Raw genomic sequence first — 22,233 nt, 5'->3', positions numbered from 1 at the left:
CGACCAGCGGCTTTGCCGGCAAGGAGGCCGCGGGGGCTGACGGGCGTCTATGCGCCAGCGTATTGCCTCAACCGACCCAGGGCCCGTGCCAGGCTCGGGCTCGATGCACTGGCGCGGTCCGGGTCCCACCGGGTCCTCGCGAAGTCCGAAAGCAGGGGCAGGTAATCCACGCCCACGGGCCGGCTGGTTCCCGGCTCCGGCGCGATGCCGTCCCGGATATGGCGCAGCCTCGAACGGCGCGCGAGGTTGACCAGGGTTTGCTTCGGATTGGGCAATGCCTCCGGATCGGTCGGGACGAGCTTCCGAGCGATGCCAAGGTAAGGCGCCATGGCGGCAGCATCGGCCAACAGCCACGACTCCGTCATGCGCACCGACAGCCTCAGGATGAACTGCGGATGGGGCGCCCCGCCCAGCCGCGACGCAATGGCATCGCTCGGGCATGGCTCCTGTTCGAGGTCGGCCAGCGCAAAGATGCGCTTGTGCTGCGCGGCCTTGTTCAGCCGCGGCACGTCCTTCCAGAAGTTCTGGATTCCGCGCTTGTTGATGATCGTGTGCGGATCGACGCCGATGCCACAGGCGCCCAGCAATGCAGGCACCACGGCGACTTCCAGATCGCCTTCCACGAATACCGCATCGAACATGGTCAGATGGGCTGACGGCCGAACAGCTCCGCCTGGGCCGGCTCGGTTCTGGGCAGGGCGGCTTCGGCAGCGGTCAGGCCGGCTTCCATCAGTGAACGGATCTGGGCCTGCGAGGCACCCGACACCGCTTCCGAGCCTTCGCCGGCCTTGGCGCCTGCCTTGGCCGGCCGGATCAACACAATCTCGTCCGGCCCGATGCCTTCGTCGCTGAGCAGTCCCGCGCTGTGCGTGGACAGCAGGATCTGCCGGCCGCTGCTTCGCTTCTGCGCACGGGCGATGAAGGGCGCGAGGCGGGCGACGAAGGCTGTGTGCAGCGAGAGCTCTGGCTCTTCGAGCAACAGGGGGCCGCCCGCTTCCTGCAGCGACCACAGCAGGCCCACCAGGCGCAAGGTGCCGTCGGAGAACTGTCGCTCGTCCTGATAGGCGCCGCGCGGGCGCCAGTGCTGGAACGAGGCCTGCAGGTGGGGCCGGCCCTTGTCGTCGATCGTGAGTTCCAGGTTCTCCAGGGGCTCCACGGCCAGCTTGACCGCTTCGCCGATGCGCTTGAGGCGAGCCTCTTGCGTCGACTTTCGCGTGTGGCGGATGCGATCCAGCAGGTCTCTGCCGAAGGGATCCAGGCCGATGGTTCCCGGAACGGGGTCCTGGCCCTCGCGCACCAGCTGCGGCACCAGATGGAGGTAATGCACGCTTTGGAAGAACTCCGCCAGCTCGCGGAAGTCCTTGTTCTCCGACGTCTGCTGGATCAGGGTCTGACGAAGACGTACCGGGTCGTCCACGTCGTATCTGTCGGGCCGCTCCTGTCGCATCGATACGAAGCTGGCATCGACTTCGCTCCAGCGGTAGATGGCTTCGCGCCGCACGGCAGGGGTGTCGTCCTTGGAAGAGGTGGTGCCGAAGCCCAGCTCATAGCGCCAGCGCGGCTGTCCATCCTCCGTGCTCGAGACCTCGACATGGATCGCGATGTCGGGATTGTTTCGGGCGTAGACCGAGCGGATCTTGCCCACCCCGCCGCGCGCGCGACTGTTGCACGCGCTGACCAGGCCGCCGCCCTCGGTCACAAGGTCGCGCAGAAAACGGAAGACATCGAGGAAGTTCGACTTGCCTGCTGCGTTTGGGCCGATCAGGAACACTCTGTGGGCCAGCGCCACATCGGCCGTCTTGAAGTTGCGCCAGTTCTTCAGTTCGACGCGAGAAAAGTAAAGTCCCATAAGGTCTCCAGAGGCCGGGATTTTGCGGCAATCGCGGCAGGGCAGCGTCGACTCCGATTCGCTGCGTCGCCCACCAGGCGGCGGCATTGAAGGCAATGGCTGGAATGTCGTCGCGTTTGTCGGCTTCGGGCCACCCGCGGCATGGCATCGAACCTGCATGGCGCATGCACTGGTTCTCACCGCAGGAGCTCGAATGTCGCATGGAGTGCTGATCAAGACGACCGAAGACGGCCGCCGCGTCGAGGTAATGGACGGCTGGGTCTGCCTGGCGGGTGTGCCCGAGGCCGACCGGCTGGTCGAGATCCTCGAGCATCCCAACCGGCAGGCCATCCTGCGGGCGGTGCCCGGTGCCACGCATGTGGCGGGGCGCCTGCCGCTCACGCACGAGCAGGCGGCCATCGCGCAGGGCGCGCTCGCGGCCGCGCGGCGCGAGGACCTCGACGCCCGGCCGCAGGCGCTGGCGCAGCGCATCCGCCGGGCCGCCTGGGCCAAGGCGGTGGCGGACGGTGTGGAATGACCCGGGCGCGGAGGCCGGTCGCATGATCCATGTGCTGGAACTGCCGCCCGCGGGCATGCCGCGGGCCTGGTTCGCCCACGACGAGGCCGACCTCGCGCGCAAGGTGGCTGCCACCGACGCGCTGCAGCCCTGGGAGATCCACGACGTGCTCACACCGCAGGAGCTGCTGGCCGCCTCGGGCCACGATGCGCCCGATGCCGCGGCCCGGGCCGCGCTGCCGGCCATCTGCGCCCTGGGCGATGCGCATGGCTGGCACACGCCGCTGTACCGCGCCGACCACCTGCTCGGCCGTGGCGTGCTTCGGCCCGAGCCGGTGCCCCCGCGCGAGGCGCTGGCCGCGGCCCTGTCGGCGCGCGGCGGCGTCGCCTGCCTCTACTGGAGCGACGCCGAGGCCATCGCCGCCTTCGAAGGCGCCGATCCGCGCCTGGCCGGCGAGGCGCGCTGGTGGGCCCGGCGCGCGCTGCACCAGCAGCTCGTCGAGCTGGAGGTGCTGGCCGACGACCAGTGACCGTCGCCGCGCCCGCCTTGCCCTCACCGCCATGCCCATGCTGCCCCGCCTTCAATGCGACATCGTGCGCCAGTGCGCCGAGGCGGTGGAGCGACTCACGCGCGAGATGTCGGGTGAGCCCGAACTCTTCGCCAGCCGCAACACCCTGGCCGCTGTCGAGGCGCAGCTGCTGATCGCGGCCCAGACCCTGGCCCATCTGCCCGCGGCGCTGCAGGCCCGCCTGGCCTGGGTCGACTGGCGCAGCTGGGGCGAACTCGAACGGCTGCTGGCCGACGACGGAACGGCGCGCCGCGATGCGGTCTGGTACGCGGTGCGCGCGCTGCTGCCCGCCACCGTGCACCTCATCGAGCAGCTGCGCCGGCAAGAGCCGGCGTGGTTCGACACCGATTACTGATCACAGGGGCCAGGGTGTCGCAGGCCGTCGGCCAGCCGCTGATCCGCATCGCCCTGGCCGCGGCCCAGAGCGCCGCGGCAGTGCCCGATGCGGCCGAGCTGGCCCTGATGGTGAGTGCCGTGCAGCGCGATGCCATCGAGCGGCTGACGCCCGCGCAGGCTGGTGCCGCGCTGCAGCGGGCTTTGATGGCGCCGCATCCGCCCGGCTTTTTCCTGGCGCTGCGGGCCTGCGCAGGTCTCCGGCGCTTCCTGCCGGAGCTGGACGCGCTCTTCGGCGTGCCCCATCTGTCGGACGAGCCTCTGCCGGTGGACGTGGGCGAGCATCAGCTGCGCGCCCTGGCCATGGCCGCGCGGCGCCATGCGCCGCTGGCGGTGCGCTTCGCGGTGCTGGCCCACAAGTTCGGCATGGCGGGCACGCCGCCCCACTGCTGGCCCAGCCATGTGGGCCACGAAGTTCGCGGCCAGGCCCGGCTGCGGGACCTGGCCGGCCGCATGACGCTGCCTGTCGAGGCGCTGGACCTGGCGGGCCTGGCCATCGCCGAGGCCGACCGGGTGCACCGCGCCAGCGACATGCGTGCCGGCCCCATCGCCGAGCTGCTGGCGCGGGTGGAGGCCGTGGCGCGGCCCGATCGCTTCGAGCAGCTGCTGCAGGTGTGCATCTGCGACTTTGCCGCCTATGCCGGCCACGGCGAAGCCGACTACGCCAAGGCACCGCGCATGCGGCGCGCACTGGCGGCCTTCGCGCGGGCGGGGGCCGATCCGCAGGCGCGTGCCCTGGCGGTGGCGCGTGCGCTGGGTGGATCGGCCAGTTCGCGCTGAGCGGCTTCGGCCGGACTGAGGGACGCCGTTCCTAGAACTTGACCTGCCCCGACAGCGCCACCGTGCGCGGGCTGCCCAGGTAGTTGGCATTGAGCCAGTAGCGCTTGTCTGCGACGTTGGCCACGTTCAGCCGTAAGGTCAGCGGCAGGCCGGCGGCGCGCAGGGTGTAGCGCAGGCCCAGGTCGAAGGTGGCGAAGCCGGGCAGGCGCTGGGTGTTGGCCGCGTCGGCGTACTGCGGGCCGGTGTAGAAGGCGCCGCCGGTCAGCGTGAGCCCGGGCACGCCGTCCAGGTCGTATTCGAGGTAGAGCTTGGCGCTGCGCTCGGCCACGTTCATGGGCGTCTTGCCTTCCAGGGCGGGCGTCTGGTGGTTCTCCTTGACCTTGGCGTCGAGCAGCGTCAGGCCGCCCACCACCGTCAGGTTGCGCATGGGCTTGCCCGTGGCGGTGAACTCCAGGCCCTGGTGCACCTGCCGTCCGTCCTGCACATAGGTCACCGGGCCGCTGCCGCTCACGTCGTAGTACTGCAGGCCCTTGTCGATCTTGAAGAGGGCGGCCGTCCACAGCACGTCGCGTGCCTCGGCCTTGAGGCCCAGCTCGACCTGCCTGCTCTGCAGTGGCGCCATCACCGCGCCGGCATTGCTCACCAGGCGACCGTTGTAGGTGGCGGCGGCCACGCCGCCCTGTTCCAGGCTGCGCATGGTGCTGCCGTAGAGCGACAGCCAGGGCATCGGCTTGTAGGTGAGCGCCGCCGTGGGCGTGACGCGGCTGTCGTCGTAACGGCTGGTGCTGGTGCGGCTGGCGTCGTAGCCGGTGTCGAGGATGCCCGCCTGGTTCACGCCGACGAGGGCCGACCACTGGTCGTTGAAGCGGATGTCGTCGCCCAGCAGCACGTTGCGGCGCAGCGTTCGCTGGGCCAGGTACTTGCTGCCGGTGGGCGAGAGGCCGGGGTCCGCCAGGTACACGGGCTGGCCGAAGCTCACCGGCATGCTGGTGAGCGTGGTCCAGCCGCCCGCGGACGAGCGGTAGTTGGTGGCGGTGGTGCGGTCGGCCGACCAGCCGGCGGTCAGGGTGTGCTGCACCGGCCCGGTGGCGAAGCGCCAGTCGGCGTAGGCATAGGCGCCCTGGTTCAGGTAGTCGGGGTACTCCCAGGCGCTGGTCTGCATCAGGTAGCGGCCGTCGCTGCCGGCGATGAAGCTGTTGTTGGCCACCACGAGGTCGGAGCGGCTGGTGCGGCGGGCCAGGCCGGCGCGCACCACCACGCTGTCGCTCAGTTGCCACCGCAGGCGGCTGGCCACATGGTCCTGCGCGGTGTCGGTCAGCGTGAAGGGCTGGCCGTAGAAGTTGCTGCGGGCGCGGTCGGCCGAGGGATAGCTGGCGCCCGTGGCAGCGCTCCAGTAGGCCTCGCTGCCGCGCATGCGGTAGACGCTGCGCGACGCATCGAACTGCAGCTGCAGCCGGTCGCTCAGGTTCCAGTCGAGGGCGCCGCTGACCAGGCCGCGCCGGATCGACTGGTGGTCGGTGGCCGTGTCGCCGTCCTGTCCGACGACGTTGAGCCGGTAGGCCAGCTTGCCGCCGTCGTCGATGCGCCCGCCGAAGTCGCCATGCAGATAGCCGTTGCGGCCCTCGGTCACGCCTGCCGTGATGCTGCGCAGGGGTTCGTAGGTGGGCCGCTTGAGCACGTAGTTGAGCGTGCCGCCCACGTTGCCAGCGCCCCAGAGAAAGCCGGAGAGGCCGGTGAGCACCTCCAGCCGCTCCTTGTCCTCCATGTCGACGCTGACCATGTTGGTGTTGGGCATGCCGTCGATGCGCTTGGTGGCGCCCAGGCTGAAGCCGCGCACCGTCACGCCGGTGAAGAAGCGCGACTGCGGCGTGGTGAGCTGGGTGACGGGGTTGATGCGCAGCACGTCGTCGGGCTTGGTGGCCTGCAGGTTCTCGATCAGGGCCTGCGGCACCACGTTGACCGAGTAGGGCGTCTCCAGCAGCGGCCGGGCATCCAGTGGGCCGATCTGTGCGGCGGTGCGGGGCCGGTAGCCGCGGGCGGCCGAGCCGTCCTGCCGCAGGTCAAGCACCCGGTCGTCCTCCACCTGGACGGTGGGCAGCTGGGGGCTGGCCGGGGCCGCGTCCTGCGCCCACACCGGCAGCGGGCCGGCGAGCACCAGGGCCAGGGGCCACGAGGCATGTTGTCGGGAAGGGGCCAGGGCGCGCGGGCGCCGGGGTGGCAGATGGCGAGGGGGCAGCGAGGGCACAGCCGGACTCCGGGAGGAAGGAGGTGCGCGGCTGGCAGCGGCTGGCTGGCGCGGGATGCGGCCCCGGACGGGGCGCGCGGACGGCGCGGATTATAGGAACGGGCACCGGCCCCGACGGCCGGTTGGCGCGAATGTCGCGATTGCTTCAAACCCGCCACGGCCCGAGGCACAGGCCTGCCGCAAAGCCGCTTCTGCGTGGGGTTTCGCACGCATAGGCCCTGGCACCGAACCTGCAATGAAGCCGCTACCCACGCCACGTGCAAGGAGCCTTCCGATGTCCCCCTCGCTCAAAGCCAAGATCGCCCAGGTGTTCGACGAACCCGGTTGCGACAAGAACCAGGCCAAGGGCGCCAAGGAGAAGAAGAAGGGCTGCACCAAGCAGCTGTCGCCCGGTGCGGCAGCGGGCGGCTGCGCCTTCGACGGCGCCAAGATCGCGCTGCAGCCCATCGTGGACGTGGCGCACCTCGTGCACGGCCCCATCGCCTGCGAAGGCAACTCCTGGGACAACCGGCACAGCGCCAGCAGCGGCTCGCAGCTCTACCGCACCGGCTTCACCACCGACATCAACGAGCTGGACGTGATCTACGGCGGCGAGAAGCGACTCTTCAAGAGCGTGCGCGAGATCATCGAGAAGTACGACCCGCCCGCCGTCTTCGTCTACCAGACCTGCGTCACGGCGCTGATCGGCGACGACATCGAGGCCGTGTGCAAGCGCGCCAGCGAGAAGTTCGGCAAGCCGGTGATCCCGGTCAACTCGCCCGGCTTCGCAGGCCCCAAGAACCTGGGCAACAAGCTGGGCGGCGAGTCGGTGTTGGACTACGTGATCGGCACGCGCGAGCCCGAGTACACGACGCCCTATGACATCAACATCATCGGCGAGTACAACCTGGTGGGTGAGCTGTGGCAGACCAAGCCGCTGCTCGATGCACTGGGCGTGCGCGTGCTCTCGTGCATCTCGGGCGACGGCCACTACAACGAGATCGCCAGCAGCCACCGCGCCAAGGTGAACATGATGGTGTGCTCCAAGTCGATGATCAACATCGCCACCCGCATGGAGCAGCGCTGGGGCATTCCGTACTTCGAAGGCTCGTTCTACGGCATTTCCGACATGAGCGAGACGCTGCGCAACATCGCGCGGCTGCTGGTGCGCCAGGGAGCGCCCGAGGACCTGATCGCGCGCACCGAGCGGCTGGTCGAGGTGGAGGAGGCCCGCGCCTGGAAGCGCATCGCCACCTACCGCGAGCGGCTGGCCGGCAAGCGGGCCCTGCTGATCACGGGCGGCGTGAAGTCCTGGTCGGTGGTGTCGGCCCTGCAGGAGGCCGGCATCGAGGTGGTGGGCACCAGCATCAAGAAGTCCACCAAGGAAGACAAGGAGAAGATCAAGGAGATCATGGGCGACGACGCCCACATGATCGACGACATGACGCCGCGCCAGATGTACGCCATGCTGCGCGACGCCAAGGCCGACATCATGCTGTCGGGCGGGCGCTCGCAGTTCGTGGCGCTCAAGGCCCGCATGCCCTGGCTGGACATCAACCAGGAGCGCTACTACCCCTATGGCGGCTACGAAGGCATGGTGGAGCTGGTGCACCAGGTGGACCGGGCGCTGTCCAACCCCGTGTGGCAGCAGGTGCGCATTCCCGCACCCTGGGGCGACGACGGCGAGAGCCTGGGCGCCGTGACCGCGGGCACGCCGGTGCCGGCGCCCGCGCCCATTCCGCCGCAGGCCCCGCAGCCGGCCGCCCTGGCCGACTGCGCACCCCTGCCGGGCCTGGCCTTCCTGGCCGACGTGGCGCGCAGCGCCATGGGCCTGACCCTCGACGAAATGCCCGCCTGAGGAGTCGCACCATGGCCGAGGTCGTCGAATCGAAGAAAGCCTGCGCGGTCAATCCGCTCAAGATGAGCCAGCCGCTGGGGGCGAGCTTCGCCTTCATGGGACTGGATGCCTGCATGCCCGTGATGCACGGCTCGCAGGGTTGCACCTCCTTCGGGCTGGTGCTGCTGGTGCGCCACTTCAAGGAAGCCATTCCGCTGCAGACCACGGCGATGAACGAGGTGACCACCATCCTGGGCGGTTACGAGAACATCGAAGCCGCGCTGATGAACATCCACCAGCGCGCGGCGCCGCGCATCATCGCGATCTGCTCCACCGGCCTGACCGAGACCAAGGGCGACGATGTGGAGGGCTTCCTGGCCCTGGTGCGCCAGCGCAAGCCCGAGCTGGCGGGCACGGAGATCGTCTATGTCTCCACGCCCGACTACGTGGGCGCCTTCGAGGACGGTTACCGCCACGCGGTGACGGCCATCGTCCGCACCCTGGTCAAGCCGCTGCCCCCGGTCGCCACCCAGCTCACGCTGCTGCCGGGCAGCCATCTCTCGCCGGCCGACATCGACGAGCTGCGCGAGATCGTCGAGGCCTTCGGCCTCACGGCCGTGGTGCTGCCGGACCTGTCGGGCTCGCTCGACGGCCACATCGCGCCCGACTGGCGCGGCACCACGCTGGGCGGCACGACGGTGGAAGAGATCCGCGCCGCCGGCGCCTCGGCCTTCACGCTGGCGGTGGGCGAGCAGATGCGCGATGCGGCCAAGGCGCTGCAGGCCATCGCCGGCACACCCTTCGAGGTGCACGAGCGCCTCACCGGTCTGGCCTGCAACGACCGGCTGATGCAGCGGCTGTCGCAGCTCAGCGGACGCCCCGTACCGGCCAAGTACCGGCGCCAGCGCAGCCAGTTGCTGGACGCGATGCTCGATGGCCACTTCTACACCGGCGGCACCAAGGTGGCGATCGGCGCCGAGCCCGACCTGCTGCTGGCCGTGGGCAGCCTGCTGCACGAGATGGGCGCCGAGCTGAAGGTGTGCGTCAGCACCACGGCCTCGCCCGCGCATGCGCTGCTGCCGGCGGCGCAGGTGCTGATCGGCGACCTGGAGGACATGGAGCGCGCCGCGGCCGAGGCCGACTGCGACCTGCTGGTCACGCATTCGCATGGTCGGCAGATGGCCGAGCGGCTGGGCAAGCCCTTCTTCCGGGTGGGCTTTCCGGTGTTCGACCGCATCGGCAATTCGCACCGCCGCTATGTGGGCTACCGCGGCACGATGAACCTGATCTTCGAGATCGCCAACCTGATGATCGAGCAGATCCCGCACCACCACGAAGGCGACTGGCCGCTCACGCCCGAGGCGCTGCGCGCGGCGCAGCCGACGCCGAAGTCCGCCCCGGCGTGCGGCACGGGCTGCGGTTGCGGTGGCGACCACGCGGCCGTGGCCGCCGCCAGCGCCTGACGCCCCCGATTCCCCGCATCGCACCGAACGGAGCTGCCATGAAGATCGCATTCGCCACCCAGGACAAGGTCCACGTCGACGCCCACTTCGGCTGGGCCAAGGCCATCGTCGTCTACGAGGTCACGCCCGAGGGCCACCGCTTCGTCGAGAGCTTCGACTTCGGCGGCAAGCTGGAGGAGGACGGCGACGAGGACAAGCTCGCGCCCAAGCTGGACGCCATCCGCGACTGCGCCATCCTGTACGTGGCGGCCATCGGCGGCTCGGGCGCGGCACGGGTGGTGGCGCTGAAGATCCATCCGATCAAGGTGCCGCAGCCCGAACCCATTGCAGAGATCCTGGACAAGCTCCAGGACGTGCTCAAGGGCACGCCCCCACCCTGGCTGCGCAAGGCGCTGGCCAAGGACGGTGGCCGTGCTTTCGATTTCGAGGACGAAGAGGAAGCCCATCCCCATGGCTGAAGAAGCAACCCTGGCCGCCGCCCCGGCGGCCGACGACGACGCGGCGCACCTGGCGTCGCCCTTCGTGCAGCAACTCGTCAAGCAGCTGCGCGCCCAGGACACCCACGGCACCTGGGAAGGCAAGAGCGACCTGCAGCTGCTCAAGCCCTACATCCTCACGCCCGAGGAGCGGCGTGCCATTCCGATCATGGGCGACCCCGACCCCGAGACGCTGTGGCACCTGGAGCTGTTCTACAACGCCATCGCGGTGGCCATCGAGCGCGAGACGAAGCAGATGGTCTCGCCCATGATGAAGATGAGCCACGAGGGCTTCGGCCGCATGGTGCTCATCGCGGGGCGGCTGGTGGTGGTCAACAAGCAGCTGCGCGACGTGCACCGTTTCGGCTTTCCGTCGCTGGCCAAGCTGGCGGAGGCCGGCGGCAAGTTCCTGGACGAGGCGGTGCAGATGATCCGCACCTACCCCGAAGTCGCGAATTACGGAGCATGAGCCATGGCCGAGACCGCCGAAGAACTGAAAGCCCGCCTCAAGAAGCTCAACGCCCAGGCCGTGCAGGCCAAGATGGACCTGCATGACCTGTCGGAAGAGCTGCCCACCGGCTGGGAGCGCATCCTGGAGGTGGCCCAGCGCTGCCACGACGCCCATGCCGCGCTGATGGCGGCCCGCCAGGCCGCCGCCGCGGCAGCAGCCTGATTAATTGATTGATTGATGGCCCGCACCCCGCCAGCCCCGAGCCAGCCATGACCACCTTCAACGTCACCCTGCCCAGCGGCGCCACCTGGACGCCCACCTTCGTCGCCGAACTGGACGAAGGCAAGTGCATCGGCTGCGGCCGCTGCTTCAAGGTCTGCCCGCGCGGCGTGCTCGAACTCGTCGGCCTGGACGACGAGGGCGAGCACATCGCCCTCGCTGGCGACGACGACGATGACGACGAGTACGAGCGCAAGGTGATGACCATCGCCCACCAGGAGCTGTGCATCGGCTGCACGGCCTGCGCCAAGATCTGCCCCAAGAAGTGCTACACGCACGCCGCGGCGCAGGTGTAGGGGCGGTGCGGCGATGAATGCGCAGGCCCTGCATCCCCGTGCCCTGCTGCTGGCCTGCGCCGTGCAGCCGGGCGATCCCGCCAGCCTGGCGCTGGCCGGCGTCATCGGCGCGGCCTTTGCCGACCATGGCACGCAGTGGTTGCCCCTCACGGGCTTGTCGGCAGCGGCCACGCGCGCGGTGATGGCGCGCCGCTTTCCCGGTGCCGACGCGGCGCTCGGACTGGACTGGCTGGCGCTCGAGGGTGCCGAACGCCCCGAGCCGCGGCAGGACGAGGTCGAGGACCTCGTGGCGCTGCTGCTCGACCATCTCTCGCCCGCGGCCGGCCCCGCCGAGGATGGGCGCTCGGTCGCCCATGCGCTGGCCTGCGCCAGCCTGGGTGGCAACCACCTGTGGCAGGACCTGTTCCTGCCCTCGCGCCGCGAACTCTCGGCGCTGATCGGCGGCTGGTTCCCGGCGCTCGCGGCCCGCAACACCGGCGACATGAAATGGAAGAAGTTCTTCTACAAGCAGCTGTGCGAGCGGGAAGAGATCTTCGTCTGCAAGTCGCCCAGCTGCGGCGTCTGCACCGACCATGGCCTGTGCTTCGGGCCGGAGGAAGGCCTGGCGCGGGCCTGACGCGTCGGGCACGCGGCTTGCACGAGGATGGCTGACGCAATGTAGTGAACTACATAACACGTCGACCGTCCTGACAAAACCGACGAAGCCGCCATGTCCGCCTTCCAATCCGCCCAACCCGTGTCCCGGGGCGCCCGCTGGGTGCCCTGCGACCGGGCCTGCTATCTCACGCTTCACTGGCCGGCCGGCGAACCGCCCGGTGCCGGGCCGGCTCTCGCCGAAGCCCCCTGCCTGCCGCTGCTGCCCCAGCCGGCGCACCGGCTGCTGGCGCAGTGCAGCGAGGAGGGCCTGCGCCGGCTGGTGCACCTGCACATGCAGCGGCTGCGCCGCACGCCGCTCTTCGCCCGCGCGGGCCGGTGCGTCGGCTGCGTGGAGCAGCGTGTTGCCGACTTCGTGGTCGAGTCCTGCGGCGGGCCGCTCTTCTACAGCGGGCGGCACGCGCGGCTGCGCGCCGGCTCGGGCCTGCCGCTGCTGCTGGATGAGGAAGGCCGCGAGCTGTGGCTGGTGCAGCTCTGGCATGCCTTCGACGACGCGGGCTGGACGCCCGGCCTGCGGGCCGACTTCTGGCGCTGGGCCGAGCCGCTGTCGGTGCACCTGATGGCGCCGCGCAGCCGCCATGCCGGGCTCACCCGCTATCCCTACGACACGGTGCGCAGCTGGTTCCTGGAAGCGGGGCCCGCCGCCGCGGGAGGCGTGCGATGAGCGAGGGGTCGGCAATCGCTGCGCGCTACGGTGTCTTCCTCAACGTGGAAGACCCCGACGGCGACCCTCGCGACGCGTTGACGCAGACCCTGCTCACCGGCGAACTGGCGGAGGCGCTGGGCTTTCATTCCGTCTGGGTGGCCGAGCATCACCACAGCCGCTTCGCCATCGGCAGCGCGCTGATGGTGCTGCTGGCCCAACTGGCGGCGCGCACGCGTCGCATCCGCCTGGGCACCGGCGCCGCGCTGCTGCCGCTGAACGACCCGGTGCGCGTGGCCGAGGACATGGCCGCCCTGGACCTGCTCAGTGGCGGGCGCATGGAGTTCGGCGTGGCGCGCGGTGGGCCCTTTCCGGCCCAGTACCGGCATGCCGGCGTGGCGTCCGAGGCCGAGGCGCGCGAGCGTCTGCTGGAGGCGCTGGCCTTCATCCGCCGCCTGTGGCGCGAGGACGCCGTCGATTTCGAGGGGCGGCACTACCGCAGCCGCGGCCTGTCGGTGCACCCGCGTCCGCTGCAGCAGCCGGTGCCCGTGTGGCTGGCCAGCCTGAGCCCCGAGGCGCTGCAGCTGGCGGCGAAGGAGGGCCACGGCCTCATGGCCACGCCCTCGGCCGACCTCGCCAAGGTGGCCGCCACCATCGCCCCAGAGCGCGCGGCCCGGCCCGACAGCTGGCGCTTCGCCATCGCCCGCTTCTTCCACTGCGAGCCGGACCATGGCCGCGCCGTCGCCCACGGGCTGGCGGCCGTGCGGGCCTATCCGCAGCTGATGGGCGTGGAATTCGGAGCGCAGGGCAGGCCGCCCATGTTCCGCCCGGACGCCGACGACGACACGATCCTGGCCAACGCCGTGATCGGCGATCCGGCCCATTGCGCGGCCCGGCTGCGCCTGCTGCAGGCGCAACTGGGCCCGCACCTGCTGCTGCTCAAGCCGGCCGTGCACGCGCCGGCCGCGGCACGCGAGGCCCTCTCCCTGTTCATGCGGGACGTGGCGCCCGCCGTGTGACCGGCTTCACAACGCTGGCGCGTATATTGCACCCCCAACCGTTATGTACTGGACTACGTAGCAAATGTCGCAAAGCCCACCGTCCGCCCTGTCGGATCTGTCGCAAAGCCTCCAAGCCACCGACTGGCACCCGCTGTTGCTGTCGCTCAAGGTGGCGGGCGTGGCGACCGTGCTGGCCCTGGTGGCGGGCACGGCGCTGGGCTGGCTGTTCGCCCGGCGCCGCTTTGCCGGCAGCAGCGTGCTGGAGGCGATCTGCATCCTGCCGCTGGTGCTGCCGCCTACGGTGATCGGCTACGCGATCCTGGTGCTGGCCGGGCGGCGGAGCGTGGTGGGCGGCTGGCTGTACGAACACTTCGGCTACACGATCGTCTTCAACTGGCACGGTGCCGTCGTGGCCTCGGCGGTGGTGGCGCTGCCGCTGGTGCTCAAGTCGGCCAGCGCGGCCTTCGGCGGCGTCGACCGCAGCCTGGAGGCCGCCGCCCGCACGCTGCGCCAGTCGGCCTGGAGCAGCTTCGTGCGCGTCACGCTGCCGCTGGCCTGGCCCGGCATCCTGGCCGGCACGCTGCTGGCCTTTGCCCGCGCCATGGGCGAGTTCGGCGCCTCGCTGATGGTGGCCGGCTCCATCCCGGGCCGGACCCAGACGCTGTCGATGGCCATCTACGACGCCGTGCAGGCCGGCGAGGACCGCACGGCGCTGCTGCTGGTGCTGGTGACCTCGGTGCTGTCGGTGGCGCTGCTGGTGGTGTCCAACCGCTTCCTGTCGCCGCGCTGAGCCGCACCGCACGCCGGCCGCATCCCTCATCGCATCGTCTTTGTCGAATCTGTCGCATCTGTCGAGAAGGAGTCCCTCATGTCCCGTCCCCCGTCCCTGATCCGCTTCACCCGCCGCGGCCTGGCCCTGCTCGCCCTGGCCGCGCTGCCGGCGCTGGCCGCCGCCCAGCAACTCACGGTGTCGGCCGCGGCCAGCCTGACCAATGCCTTCAAGGAGCTGGCGCCGAAGTTCGAAGGCAGCCATCCGGGCGTCAAGCTGGTCTTCAACTTCGCGGCCTCGGGCACGCTGATCCAGCAGATCGCCCAGGGCGCTCCGGTGGACGTGTTCGCCAGCGCCGACCAGGCCACGGTGACGCAAGGCATCGAGAAGAAGCTCTTCGACGCCGACAGCAAGCGCGACTTCGCCCTCAACACCGTGGTGGCCGTGGTGCCCGCGCAGGGCGGCCCGGCGCTGGCGTCGGTCAAGGACCTGGCCGGCCCTGCCGTCAAGCGCATCGCCATCGGCAAGACGGCCACGGTGCCCGTCGGCCGCTACACCAGGGAGTCGCTGGACGCGGCCGGCCTGTGGAGCGCGCTGGAGCCCCGCTTCGTCTACGCCGACAGCGTGCGGCAGGTGCTCGACTACGTGGCGCGTGGCGAGGTGGACGCCGGCTTCATCTACCGCACCGATGCGGCCATCGGCGGCGACAAGGTGAAGATCGCCTTCACCGCCACCGGCCACACGCCGGTGAGCTACCCCATCGTGGTGGTGAGCGAAAGTCGCCAGAAGGCACTGGCCAGGGACTTCATCCAGTTCCTGTCGACGCCGCCCGCGATGGAGGTGCTGAACAAGTACGGCTTCGGCCAGCCCTCCTGATGGCGCTGATCGACATCGACCTGCAACTGGCGGTGAGCGACGGCCAGCGCCGCTTCGAGCTGCGCACCTGCTTCGGCAGCGACGCCCGCATGGTGGCGCTGTACGGGCCGTCGGGCGCGGGCAAGTCGCTCACGCTGCAGGCGGTCGCCGGCCTGTTGCGGCCTGCGCGCGGCCATGTGCGCATCGGCGGGCGCACGCTCTTCGATGCCGGCGCGGGCATCGACCTGCCGACCCAGCAGCGCCGCGTGGGCTACCTGTTCCAGCACTACGCGCTGTTTCCGCACCTGAGCGTGCGGCAGAACATCGGCTTCGGCCTCACCACCTGGTGGCGCCGCCGGCTGGATGCGCGCTCCGCGCAACGGGTGGATGAGCTGCTGGCCAGCTTCGGCCTCGAATCGATGGCGAATGCGCGCCCGGCGGCGCTGTCGGGCGGCCAGCAGCAGCGCGTGGCCCTGGCGCGTGCCCTGGCCTGCGAGCCGCAACTGCTGCTGCTCGACGAGCCCTTCGCCGCCCTCAACCCGATGCTGCGCCACGACCTGCGGCAGGAGCTGGCCGCCGTCTGCGCCCGCTGGCAACTGCCCGTGCTGATGATCACGCACGACGTCGACGACGTGCTGGCGCTGGCGGAAGAAGCGGTGCTCATCGAGCAGGGCCGCGCCGTGCGGAAGGTGGATGTGGCCCGCGGCACTGGCGTCGAACTGCAACTGCGCGGCGGCGCCGCGCGTGCGGCCGAGCCGCCGCAGGCCGCCGCGGTGCGCCGCCTGCTGGGAGCCGCCCATGGCTGACGCCACGCTGCTGCACGGCGAACTGCGCCTGGCCGGCCGGCTGGACGCGCGCTTCTTCGCCCTGCTCGAAGCCATCGACAGCACCCGCTCCATCAACCGCGCCGCCCGCACCGCGGGCTACAGCTACAAGGGCGCGTGGCTGCTGCTGGAGACGGCCTCCAACCTAGCCAACGAGCCGCTGCTGGCACGCGCTATCGGCGGCAAGGGCGGCGGGGGCTCGCAGCTCACGCCCGCCGGCCATGCGCTGCTGGCTGCCTGGCGCGGCCTGCAGGGCGCCCATGCCGACTTCCTGCGCACGCAGGAAGCCCTGCTCATCCAACAGCCGGCCCTGGCCGGCCTTCTCCGGAGAATCGCCATGAAGACCACCGCCCGCAACCAGTTCGCCGGCACCGTCAGCGCCGTCGAGGCCGGCCCCGTCACCACGCAACTGACCATCGCCCTGGCCGGTGGCCAGGAGATCGTCGCTACCATGACCAGCGCCGCCGCCACGCGGCTGCAGGCGGCCGTGGGCAAGGAAGCCATCGCGCTCATCAAGTCCTCGGCCGTGGTGCTGGTGACCGACTTCGCCGGCTACCAGCTGTCGGCCCGCAACCAGTTCGCCGGCACCGTCTCGCGCGTGGAGCGCGGCGCCGTCTCCTCGCTCGTGGGCCTGACGTTGCCCGGCGGCGCGGTGATCACGGCCAGCGTCACCAACGACGCGGTCGATGCGCTGGGCATCGCCGTCGGCCAGGCGGCGACGGCGGTGGTCAAGGCGTATTCGGTGATGGTGGCGATGCGGGCCTAGGACCAAGAAGGGCTGCTGTTGTTGCAGTCTTGCCGGAGCCACGTCGGCGGGCGATTGAGTGATCGTACGAAAATACGTACGATTTATGCCGATCGGAGAACCGCATGACCACCCTGACCGCCAGCGAAGCCCGCGCCAAGCTCTATCGCCTCATCGACGAGGCCGCGGAGTTCCATCGCCCCATCCACATTGCCGGCAAGCGCACCAGCGCCGTGCTGGTCTCGGCAGAGGACTGGCAGTCGATCCAGGAGACGCTTTACCTGCTGTCGGTCCCCGGCATGCGCGAGTCCATCAAGGAAGGCATGGCCGAGCCCTTGAGCGAGAGCTCGCGGGAGCTGGACTGGTGAACTGGCAGCTGCTGTTCTCCAGGCATGCACAGAAGGATGCGAAGAAACTACTTGCTGCGGGACTGAAGCCAAAGGCGCAGGAACTGCTGGCGCTGCTGTCGGAGGACCCGTTCCGCAATCCGCCGCCTTATGAAAAGCTCGTGGGCGATCTGGCGGGGGCCTACTCCCGGCGCATCAACATCCAGCACCGTCTGGTCTACGAGGTGTTCTCCCAAGAGCGGGCCGTTCGCGTGCTGAGGATGTGGACGCACTACGAGTGACGTCCCGCTCGCCGCCATGGCTTCAGCGAGGACGCCGTCGGTCATGGCCGATCGCGTTCGGGTGCCGACGCTGCCCGGTCCTCTTTGGCGTTGAGCCGGTACTGCGCAATCTCCGACAGCCGTAGCCCATCCGTCAGCAGGTGCCGGTACTTGCCCTGGCCCACGCGCTGGGCGTGGTAGATGCCGGTGTGCCCCGAACTCAGGTAGCTGGCGAGGCAGCCGATGGCCGCCAGCGGGCCGATGGCGGGCCCGAAGAGCTCCATGGCCATCACGATGGTCGCCACCGGCGTGTTGGCCGCGCCGGCGAACACGGCCACGAAGCCGATGCCGGCCAGCATCGAGACCGGCATGTGCAGCAGCGGTGCCAGCGCATTGCCCAGCGTGGCGCCGATGTAGAACAGCGGCGTCACCTCGCCGCCCTTGAAGCCGGTGCCCAGCGAGACGACGGTGAAGGCCATCTTGCCCAGGAAGTCCCACGGCGGGAGCGGGCCCTCGAAGGCCGCCACGATGGTGGGAATGCCCAGCCCGATGTAGCGGTGCGCGTCCAGCGCCCACACGGCCACCGCGACCACCACGCCGCCCGCGAAGGGGCGCAGCGGCGGATAGGCGATCCAGCGCCGCACCCAGCCGCCCAGCCGGTGCGTGGCCACGGCGAAGACCCGGCCGGTGAGGCCGAAGGCGATGCCCGCCAGCGTGACGGCCAGCACGCTCCACAGCGTCACCGGTGCCACGCTGCTCACCACGTAGTGCGTGTGGTGCACGCCCCAGGCCTGGCCAACCTGGTCGGCCACGATGGCCGCCACGGTGCAGGGAAAGAGCGCGTCGTAGCGCATGCGGCCGATGGCCAGCACCTCCAGGCCGAAGAGGGCGCCGGCCAGCGGCGTGCCGAAGACCGACGAGAAGCCCGCCGCGATGCCCGCCATCAGCAGGATGCGCCGGTCCTCGTTGTCCAGGCGGAACAGCCGGGTCAGCTGGTCGGCCAGTGCGCCGCCCATCTGCACCGCCGTGCCCTCCCGGCCCACCGAGGCGCCGAAGAGGTGGGACACCACCGTGCCGCCCAGCACCAGCGGTGCCATGCGCAGCGGCACGGTCTTCTGCGGGTCGTGGATCTCGTCGATGATGAGGTTGTTGCCGGCCTCCACCTGCTTGCCCAGCCGCCAGTAGATCCAGCCCACCGCGGCACCGGCCAGCGGCAGCAGCCAGATGATGGCGGGATGGGCCTCGCGCCAGCGCGTGGCGGCGTCCAGGGCGAAGAGGAAGAAGGCGGAGGCCGAGCCGGCCAGCGCGGCCACCAGGCTGGCCAGGGGCAGCCACTTGGCGACCGAGCGCAGCAGGGCGAGCTGCTCGAAGCGGGAATGTCGGGTCATGTCGTCGATGCGAAGGGGAGGGACCTGACCCAGCCGTCGAGTGCGGACGCGAGCGCCTACAGCTTCCCGACGAGGTCAGGGGCATGTAGGCATCATCAGCCGCGACAGGCGCCACGGCGGTTCATGGAGGAATGCCATCTCCAGGGCCGCCGATCATAGCGTTGGGTCGGGCCCGTTGCGCCAATTGAAACAAAGCGTTAATAATTCCTTTGGCTTCATTTCCTGGTGCGCCGCCCACCCCGGGTGCGCCGTGCGCCTCACGCCCCTCCGCCACCATGTGCCTGTGTCCGTCCGCCCCCCACTGCGCCATCGCCGGCGGACCGGTGCGTCCGGCCGGGTGGCCGGCTCATGGCGGCGGCCGCATCGCATGACGAGCCGCTGGCAGCACTGGTGGCGCTCGCTGACCGGCCGTGCCGATGCGCCCGGCGTGCCCGCGCCCGCCCCGCGCCGCACGTCAACCGCGCCTGCGCCGCTGGCCCCCGAGTTCGAATGGCGCGAGGTGGAGACCGGCCCCGATGCCGCACCGCAGGCCTACGCGCCGCCGCCCACGGGCGGCCTGCCCGAGCAGCTGGCCAGCTTCCAGCTGACCGCCGCCGACGCCCTGCTGGAGGAGCAGGCCCGCCGCGTGCGCACGGTGCTGCGCGAGATCCCGCCGCCGCCGCGCGCGTTGCAGCAGCTGGTGTCGCCCGACTTCGTGTCCCGCGCCGGCGCCTCGGAGCTGGCGGCGCTGGTGATGGGCGAGCCGCTGGTGGCCGCCAAGGTGATGGCGGCCGTCAACTCGCCGCTCTACGGCGTGCGCCAGCCGGTGGCGAGCGTGAGCCAGGCCATCACCTTCCTGGGGCTGACCACGGTGCGCAACATCTGCCTGAGGCACATGCTGGGCATCTCCTTCAACAGCGGCTCGCCCTTCGGCCGCCGCGTGCTGGACACGCTGGACGCCTCGGGCGGGTTGGCGGGCGCGCTGTGCCTGCGCCTGGCGCCGCGCCTGCAGCTGGAGGACCCCGGCGCGCTGGCCACCGGCGTGGTGATCTCCTTCGTGGGCCACCTGGCCGCGACCACCTTCCAGCATGCGAGCCGCGCGCCCGACGACGCCGTGGCGCCCGGCGCGCTGTTGCCGCGCCTGCGCCTGCAGCAGGCCCATTGGGGCGTGTCGGCCGGCGCCCTCGGGCAGTTGCTGATGCGCGAATGGAAGCTGCCCGCCCACCTGGCGGCGGATGCCTGGGCGCTCGAGTCGGTGCTGGTCACGCCGCTGGAGGCGGCGCCGCCGGCGCGCGCGCCTGCGCTGGCGCTCGGCTACCTCTGCGCCCGCATCGGCGAGCGCTTGGCCTGCGGCCAGTTCCTCGGGCCGCAGGAGCTGGACGCCGTGTTCGACAGCGACCCGGACTTCCACCATGTGCGCAGCTACCTGGGCCTGCCGGCGCTGGCGCCTTTGCCCGCCCTGCTGCGGGAAGAGCGGACCCTGGAGGGCCTGCGCGTCTGACGCGCCGACGCCCGCTGCTCAGCCGAAGACGCGCAAGGCGTGCAGCCCGAGGCCGCGGGCCACGCTCGATTCCCGGTCGCCGTGCACTACGCGTGCCCCGGGCACCACGTGGGCGATCCGTTCGGTGAGGGCGCGCAGGCCGGTGGAACCGCCGGTGAAGTAGAGCGTGCGCACGTCCTGCGCCGTCACGCCGGCCTGGGCCAGCGTCTCGACGGCGGCATCGGCGATGCGCTGCAGGTCGGCGTCCAGCGCGCCGAGCGCGGTGGCGGCGTCCAGCGGCGTGGCCAGGCCGGGCTCGATCAGGTCCAGCCCCAGCGTGGTGGCGCCGCCCTCGGCCACGGCGATCTTGGCGGCCTCGGCGCGCGCCAGCAGCGCATGGCCCAGGCGGGCCTGCACCACCTGCATCAGGCGGGCATGCAGCCGCGCGTCGGCATAGAAGCTGCGCATGCGCTGCAGCTCCAGCACGCGGTTGGTGGCGTACACGCCGTTGATCAGGTGCCAGGTCGCGAGGTCGAAGTACACCGCGTTGGGCACCTCGCGCGGACGCTCGCCGGGGCGTGTCGGGCCCAGCGCCCGGTAGCCGCACAGCGGCAGGATGGCGGCCAGGTCCAGCCGGCGGTCGAAGTCGGTGCCGGCCACGTGCACGCCGTGGTTGGCCAGGATGTCGTCCTTGCGATCGAGGCGCTCGCGCCGCTGCGGCCCCACGCGCACCAGCGAGAAGTCGGAGGTGCCGCCGCCGATGTCGGCCACCAGCACCAGCTCTTCCTGCGTGACCGACTGCTCATGGTCCAGGGCGGCGGCGATGGGCTCGAACTGGAAGTGCACCTCGGCGAAGCCCACCTCGCGCGCCGCGGCTTCGAGCGAGGCCTGGGCCTTGGCGTCGCGCGTGGCGTCGTCGTCGACGAAGTGCACCGGCCGGCCGAGCACCACGCGCGTCAGCGGCCCGCTGGCGGCCTGTTCGCCCAGGCGGCGCAGATGCCGCAGGTAGTCGCCGATCACGTCGAGGTAGCGCACCGAGCGGCCTTCGCCCACCTCGGTGGACTGCTCGGCGAGGCCGGAGCCGAGGATGCTCTTCATCGAGCGCATCAGCCGGCCTTCGCGGCCTTCCACATACGCGGCCAGGGCGGCCCGGCCATGCAGCTGGCGCGGTGGCTCGTGGCCTTCGAGGTCCTCCACGTCGTAGAAGACGGTGGTGGGCATGGTGGGCCGCCCGTCCTCCACCAGCACCAGCCGCGCGCTGCCGTCGGCCTGGGGCAGGGCGATGGCGGAGTTGGAGGTGCCGAAGTCGATGGCGCAGCAGGACGGAGCGGTCATGGCAGGGGCGGGCAAAGGGCGCGGATTCTAGGGGGGTGCGCCTTTTGTTGCTGCGAGGCCCGTGATGAACGTCGGTGATGGGCGGGCGGCTTCGGTCTGCCTGGTCGTTTGCTTGGCTGGGGCTTGGTCGCCGGGTCTCTGGGTTGTCGGGGTGTACCAGGCGGCTGGGCTTGATGGGGCGCGCAGGCGGCCGGAACGGTAACCCGGCAGAGGACGCCGGCATGCGCGCTCCCGGTGCACGCTCGCGCCGACCGGCTTGCCTCACCAGACGAGTGCCCGCTCTCCACCGACGTGCTTGGGGCACTGCACGGCGCCGCGAATGGCACCTCCGCACGCACACCGGCATCCTCCGCCTGGACGTTGCGCGCGCACTCGCCTGCATTTGCCCCCTCTCCCCTTGCGGGAGAGGGCCGGGGAGAGGGGGGGACATCGGTCGGGCTGGGCAGTGGCGTGGTGCATTACCCCCCTCTCCCCCAACCCCTCTCCCACGAGGGGAGAGGGGGCAGCCGAACCCCATCCATACGCAGTCCAACTGAACGCTGAGCAAGCGCGGGGCACCTGCCCTAAACCGGCCGTTCGGGCGCAGCGTCGAGGCGGAGGGTGCCGGTGTGCGTGCGGAGGTGCCATTCGCGGCGCCGTGCAGTGCGGAAGGCGCGTCGGTGGAGAGCGAGCACGCGCCATGCGCAACAAGCCGGTCAGCGCGAGCGTGCACCGGGAGCGCGCATGCCGGCGCCCTCTGCCGGGTGACCGTTCCCGCGACATGCGCGTCCAGCCCACGACTTCATCGCAGCGAGCGACGAGCCCAAGAGCTCAAGAGCCCAAGAGCCCAACAGCCCAAGAG

General features: G+C 70.8%; 25 protein-coding genes and 1 riboswitch. Of the genes, 20 read left to right on the top strand and 5 right to left on the bottom strand.

All coding sequences use genetic code 11. The annotated features are described in order from the left end of the window. Positions 1 to 47: 47 nt before the first annotated feature. Positions 48 to 641: a DUF4276 family protein gene (locus L0984_RS04490; protein WP_234192527.1), complete on the bottom strand. Its 594-nt coding sequence runs from the start codon at positions 639 to 641 to the stop codon at positions 48 to 50. Between the two features lie 2 nt (positions 642 to 643). Next, positions 644 to 1,849, bottom strand: a complete 1,206-nt coding sequence (locus L0984_RS04485; RefSeq protein ID WP_234192526.1) for an AAA family ATPase — start codon at positions 1,847 to 1,849, stop codon at positions 644 to 646. Positions 1,850 to 2,042: 193 nt separating this feature from the next. Here L0984_RS04485 and L0984_RS04480 point away from each other — a divergent pair, with 193 nt between their 5' ends. The 4 genes from L0984_RS04480 to L0984_RS04465 are packed head-to-tail and all read left to right on the top strand — an operon-like array spanning position 2,043 to position 4,086. Next, positions 2,043 to 2,366, top strand: a complete 324-nt coding sequence (locus tag L0984_RS04480; protein ID WP_234192525.1) for a hypothetical protein — start codon at positions 2,043 to 2,045, stop codon at positions 2,364 to 2,366. Between the two features lie 22 nt (positions 2,367 to 2,388). Next, on the top strand, positions 2,389 to 2,874 hold the full coding sequence (locus tag L0984_RS04475; RefSeq protein WP_234192524.1) for a hypothetical protein: 486 nt from the start codon (positions 2,389 to 2,391) through the stop codon (positions 2,872 to 2,874). 31 nt (positions 2,875 to 2,905) lie between these two features. After that, complete coding sequence (locus L0984_RS04470; protein WP_234192523.1) at positions 2,906 to 3,268, top strand: hypothetical protein; 363 nt, start codon at positions 2,906 to 2,908, stop codon at positions 3,266 to 3,268. Positions 3,269 to 3,282: 14 nt separating this feature from the next. Then, the gene (locus L0984_RS04465; protein ID WP_234192522.1) at positions 3,283 to 4,086 is read left to right on the top strand and encodes a hypothetical protein; all 804 of its coding nucleotides are present in this window, start codon (positions 3,283 to 3,285) and stop codon (positions 4,084 to 4,086) included. A gap of 31 nt (positions 4,087 to 4,117) precedes the next feature. On the opposite strand, the gene L0984_RS04460 is transcribed toward L0984_RS04465, so the two are convergent. Next, on the bottom strand, positions 4,118 to 6,331 hold the full coding sequence (locus L0984_RS04460) for a TonB-dependent siderophore receptor (RefSeq protein WP_234192521.1): 2,214 nt from the start codon (positions 6,329 to 6,331) through the stop codon (positions 4,118 to 4,120). A 274-nt stretch (positions 6,332 to 6,605) separates the two neighbouring features. On the opposite strand from L0984_RS04460, the gene nifE reads away from it, so the two are divergent. The 15 genes from nifE (at position 6,606) to L0984_RS04385 (ending at position 17,231) form a co-directional block, all read left to right on the top strand. Beyond that, on the top strand, positions 6,606 to 8,168 hold the full coding sequence (gene nifE, locus L0984_RS04455; RefSeq protein WP_234192520.1) for a nitrogenase iron-molybdenum cofactor biosynthesis protein NifE: 1,563 nt from the start codon (positions 6,606 to 6,608) through the stop codon (positions 8,166 to 8,168). Positions 8,169 to 8,179: 11 nt separating this feature from the next. Then, the gene (gene nifN / locus L0984_RS04450) at positions 8,180 to 9,610 is read left to right on the top strand and encodes a nitrogenase iron-molybdenum cofactor biosynthesis protein NifN (protein WP_234192519.1); all 1,431 of its coding nucleotides are present in this window, start codon (positions 8,180 to 8,182) and stop codon (positions 9,608 to 9,610) included. 38 nt (positions 9,611 to 9,648) lie between these two features. Next, on the top strand, positions 9,649 to 10,068 hold the full coding sequence (gene nifX / locus L0984_RS04445; protein WP_234192518.1) for a nitrogen fixation protein NifX: 420 nt from the start codon (positions 9,649 to 9,651) through the stop codon (positions 10,066 to 10,068). Beyond that, the gene (locus tag L0984_RS04440) at positions 10,061 to 10,555 is read left to right on the top strand and encodes a NifX-associated nitrogen fixation protein (RefSeq protein WP_234192517.1); all 495 of its coding nucleotides are present in this window, start codon (positions 10,061 to 10,063) and stop codon (positions 10,553 to 10,555) included. Before nifX ends, L0984_RS04440 begins: the two co-directional genes overlap by 8 nt. A gap of 3 nt (positions 10,556 to 10,558) precedes the next feature. Then, positions 10,559 to 10,759, top strand: coding sequence for a CCE_0567 family metalloprotein (locus L0984_RS04435; RefSeq protein ID WP_234192516.1), 201 nt, complete (start codon positions 10,559 to 10,561; stop codon positions 10,757 to 10,759). A gap of 47 nt (positions 10,760 to 10,806) precedes the next feature. Beyond that, positions 10,807 to 11,112 (top strand): ferredoxin III, nif-specific, encoded by a 306-nt coding sequence (gene fdxB, locus L0984_RS04430; protein WP_234192515.1) that lies wholly within the window; start codon positions 10,807 to 10,809, stop codon positions 11,110 to 11,112. Positions 11,113 to 11,140: 28 nt separating this feature from the next. Continuing rightward, the gene (locus L0984_RS04425; RefSeq protein ID WP_370645896.1) at positions 11,141 to 11,728 is read left to right on the top strand and encodes a nitrogen fixation protein NifQ; all 588 of its coding nucleotides are present in this window, start codon (positions 11,141 to 11,143) and stop codon (positions 11,726 to 11,728) included. Between the two features lie 93 nt (positions 11,729 to 11,821). After that, positions 11,822 to 12,430 (top strand): oxygen-binding protein, encoded by a 609-nt coding sequence (locus L0984_RS04420; RefSeq protein ID WP_234192513.1) that lies wholly within the window; start codon positions 11,822 to 11,824, stop codon positions 12,428 to 12,430. Then, the gene (locus L0984_RS04415) at positions 12,427 to 13,428 is read left to right on the top strand and encodes an LLM class flavin-dependent oxidoreductase (protein WP_234192512.1); all 1,002 of its coding nucleotides are present in this window, start codon (positions 12,427 to 12,429) and stop codon (positions 13,426 to 13,428) included. The genes L0984_RS04420 and L0984_RS04415 overlap by 4 nt, the downstream gene beginning before the upstream one ends. A gap of 64 nt (positions 13,429 to 13,492) precedes the next feature. Continuing rightward, the gene (gene modB, locus L0984_RS04410) at positions 13,493 to 14,200 is read left to right on the top strand and encodes a molybdate ABC transporter permease subunit (protein WP_234192511.1); all 708 of its coding nucleotides are present in this window, start codon (positions 13,493 to 13,495) and stop codon (positions 14,198 to 14,200) included. Between the two features lie 78 nt (positions 14,201 to 14,278). Beyond that, positions 14,279 to 15,055 (top strand): molybdate ABC transporter substrate-binding protein, encoded by a 777-nt coding sequence (gene modA, locus L0984_RS04405; RefSeq protein WP_234192510.1) that lies wholly within the window; start codon positions 14,279 to 14,281, stop codon positions 15,053 to 15,055. Continuing rightward, positions 15,055 to 15,840: a sulfate/molybdate ABC transporter ATP-binding protein gene (locus L0984_RS04400; RefSeq protein ID WP_234192509.1), complete on the top strand. Its 786-nt coding sequence runs from the start codon at positions 15,055 to 15,057 to the stop codon at positions 15,838 to 15,840. Before modA ends, L0984_RS04400 begins: the two co-directional genes overlap by 1 nt. Further along, complete coding sequence (locus tag L0984_RS04395) at positions 15,833 to 16,624, top strand: TOBE domain-containing protein (protein ID WP_234192508.1); 792 nt, start codon at positions 15,833 to 15,835, stop codon at positions 16,622 to 16,624. The genes L0984_RS04400 and L0984_RS04395 overlap by 8 nt, the downstream gene beginning before the upstream one ends. 104 nt (positions 16,625 to 16,728) lie before the next feature. Next, positions 16,729 to 16,971 (top strand): type II toxin-antitoxin system Phd/YefM family antitoxin, encoded by a 243-nt coding sequence (locus L0984_RS04390; RefSeq protein ID WP_234192507.1) that lies wholly within the window; start codon positions 16,729 to 16,731, stop codon positions 16,969 to 16,971. After that, complete coding sequence (locus L0984_RS04385; protein ID WP_234192506.1) at positions 16,968 to 17,231, top strand: Txe/YoeB family addiction module toxin; 264 nt, start codon at positions 16,968 to 16,970, stop codon at positions 17,229 to 17,231. The genes L0984_RS04390 and L0984_RS04385 overlap by 4 nt, the downstream gene beginning before the upstream one ends. 41 nt (positions 17,232 to 17,272) lie before the next feature. On the opposite strand, the gene L0984_RS04380 is transcribed toward L0984_RS04385, so the two are convergent. Beyond that, the gene (locus L0984_RS04380; protein WP_234192505.1) at positions 17,273 to 18,598 is read right to left on the bottom strand and encodes a voltage-gated chloride channel family protein; all 1,326 of its coding nucleotides are present in this window, start codon (positions 18,596 to 18,598) and stop codon (positions 17,273 to 17,275) included. A gap of 79 nt (positions 18,599 to 18,677) precedes the next feature. Next, positions 18,678 to 18,749: riboswitch (Fluoride riboswitch) on the bottom strand. Positions 18,750 to 18,965: 216 nt separating this feature from the next. Here L0984_RS04380 and L0984_RS04375 point away from each other — a divergent pair. After that, the gene (locus L0984_RS04375) at positions 18,966 to 20,078 is read left to right on the top strand and encodes an HDOD domain-containing protein (RefSeq protein ID WP_234192504.1); all 1,113 of its coding nucleotides are present in this window, start codon (positions 18,966 to 18,968) and stop codon (positions 20,076 to 20,078) included. Between the two features lie 18 nt (positions 20,079 to 20,096). Here L0984_RS04375 and L0984_RS04370 read toward each other — a convergent pair whose 3' ends face one another. Beyond that, complete coding sequence (locus L0984_RS04370; protein ID WP_234192503.1) at positions 20,097 to 21,392, bottom strand: Hsp70 family protein; 1,296 nt, start codon at positions 21,390 to 21,392, stop codon at positions 20,097 to 20,099. Positions 21,393 to 22,233 lie beyond the last annotated feature (841 nt).

Source organism: Pseudacidovorax sp. NFM-22 (assembly GCF_021401245.1).
GTDB lineage: Bacteria > Pseudomonadota > Gammaproteobacteria > Burkholderiales > Burkholderiaceae_C > Xenophilus.
The sequence above is the reverse complement of the archived record's forward strand: the minus strand, read 5'-3'. Positions and strand labels throughout refer to the sequence as shown.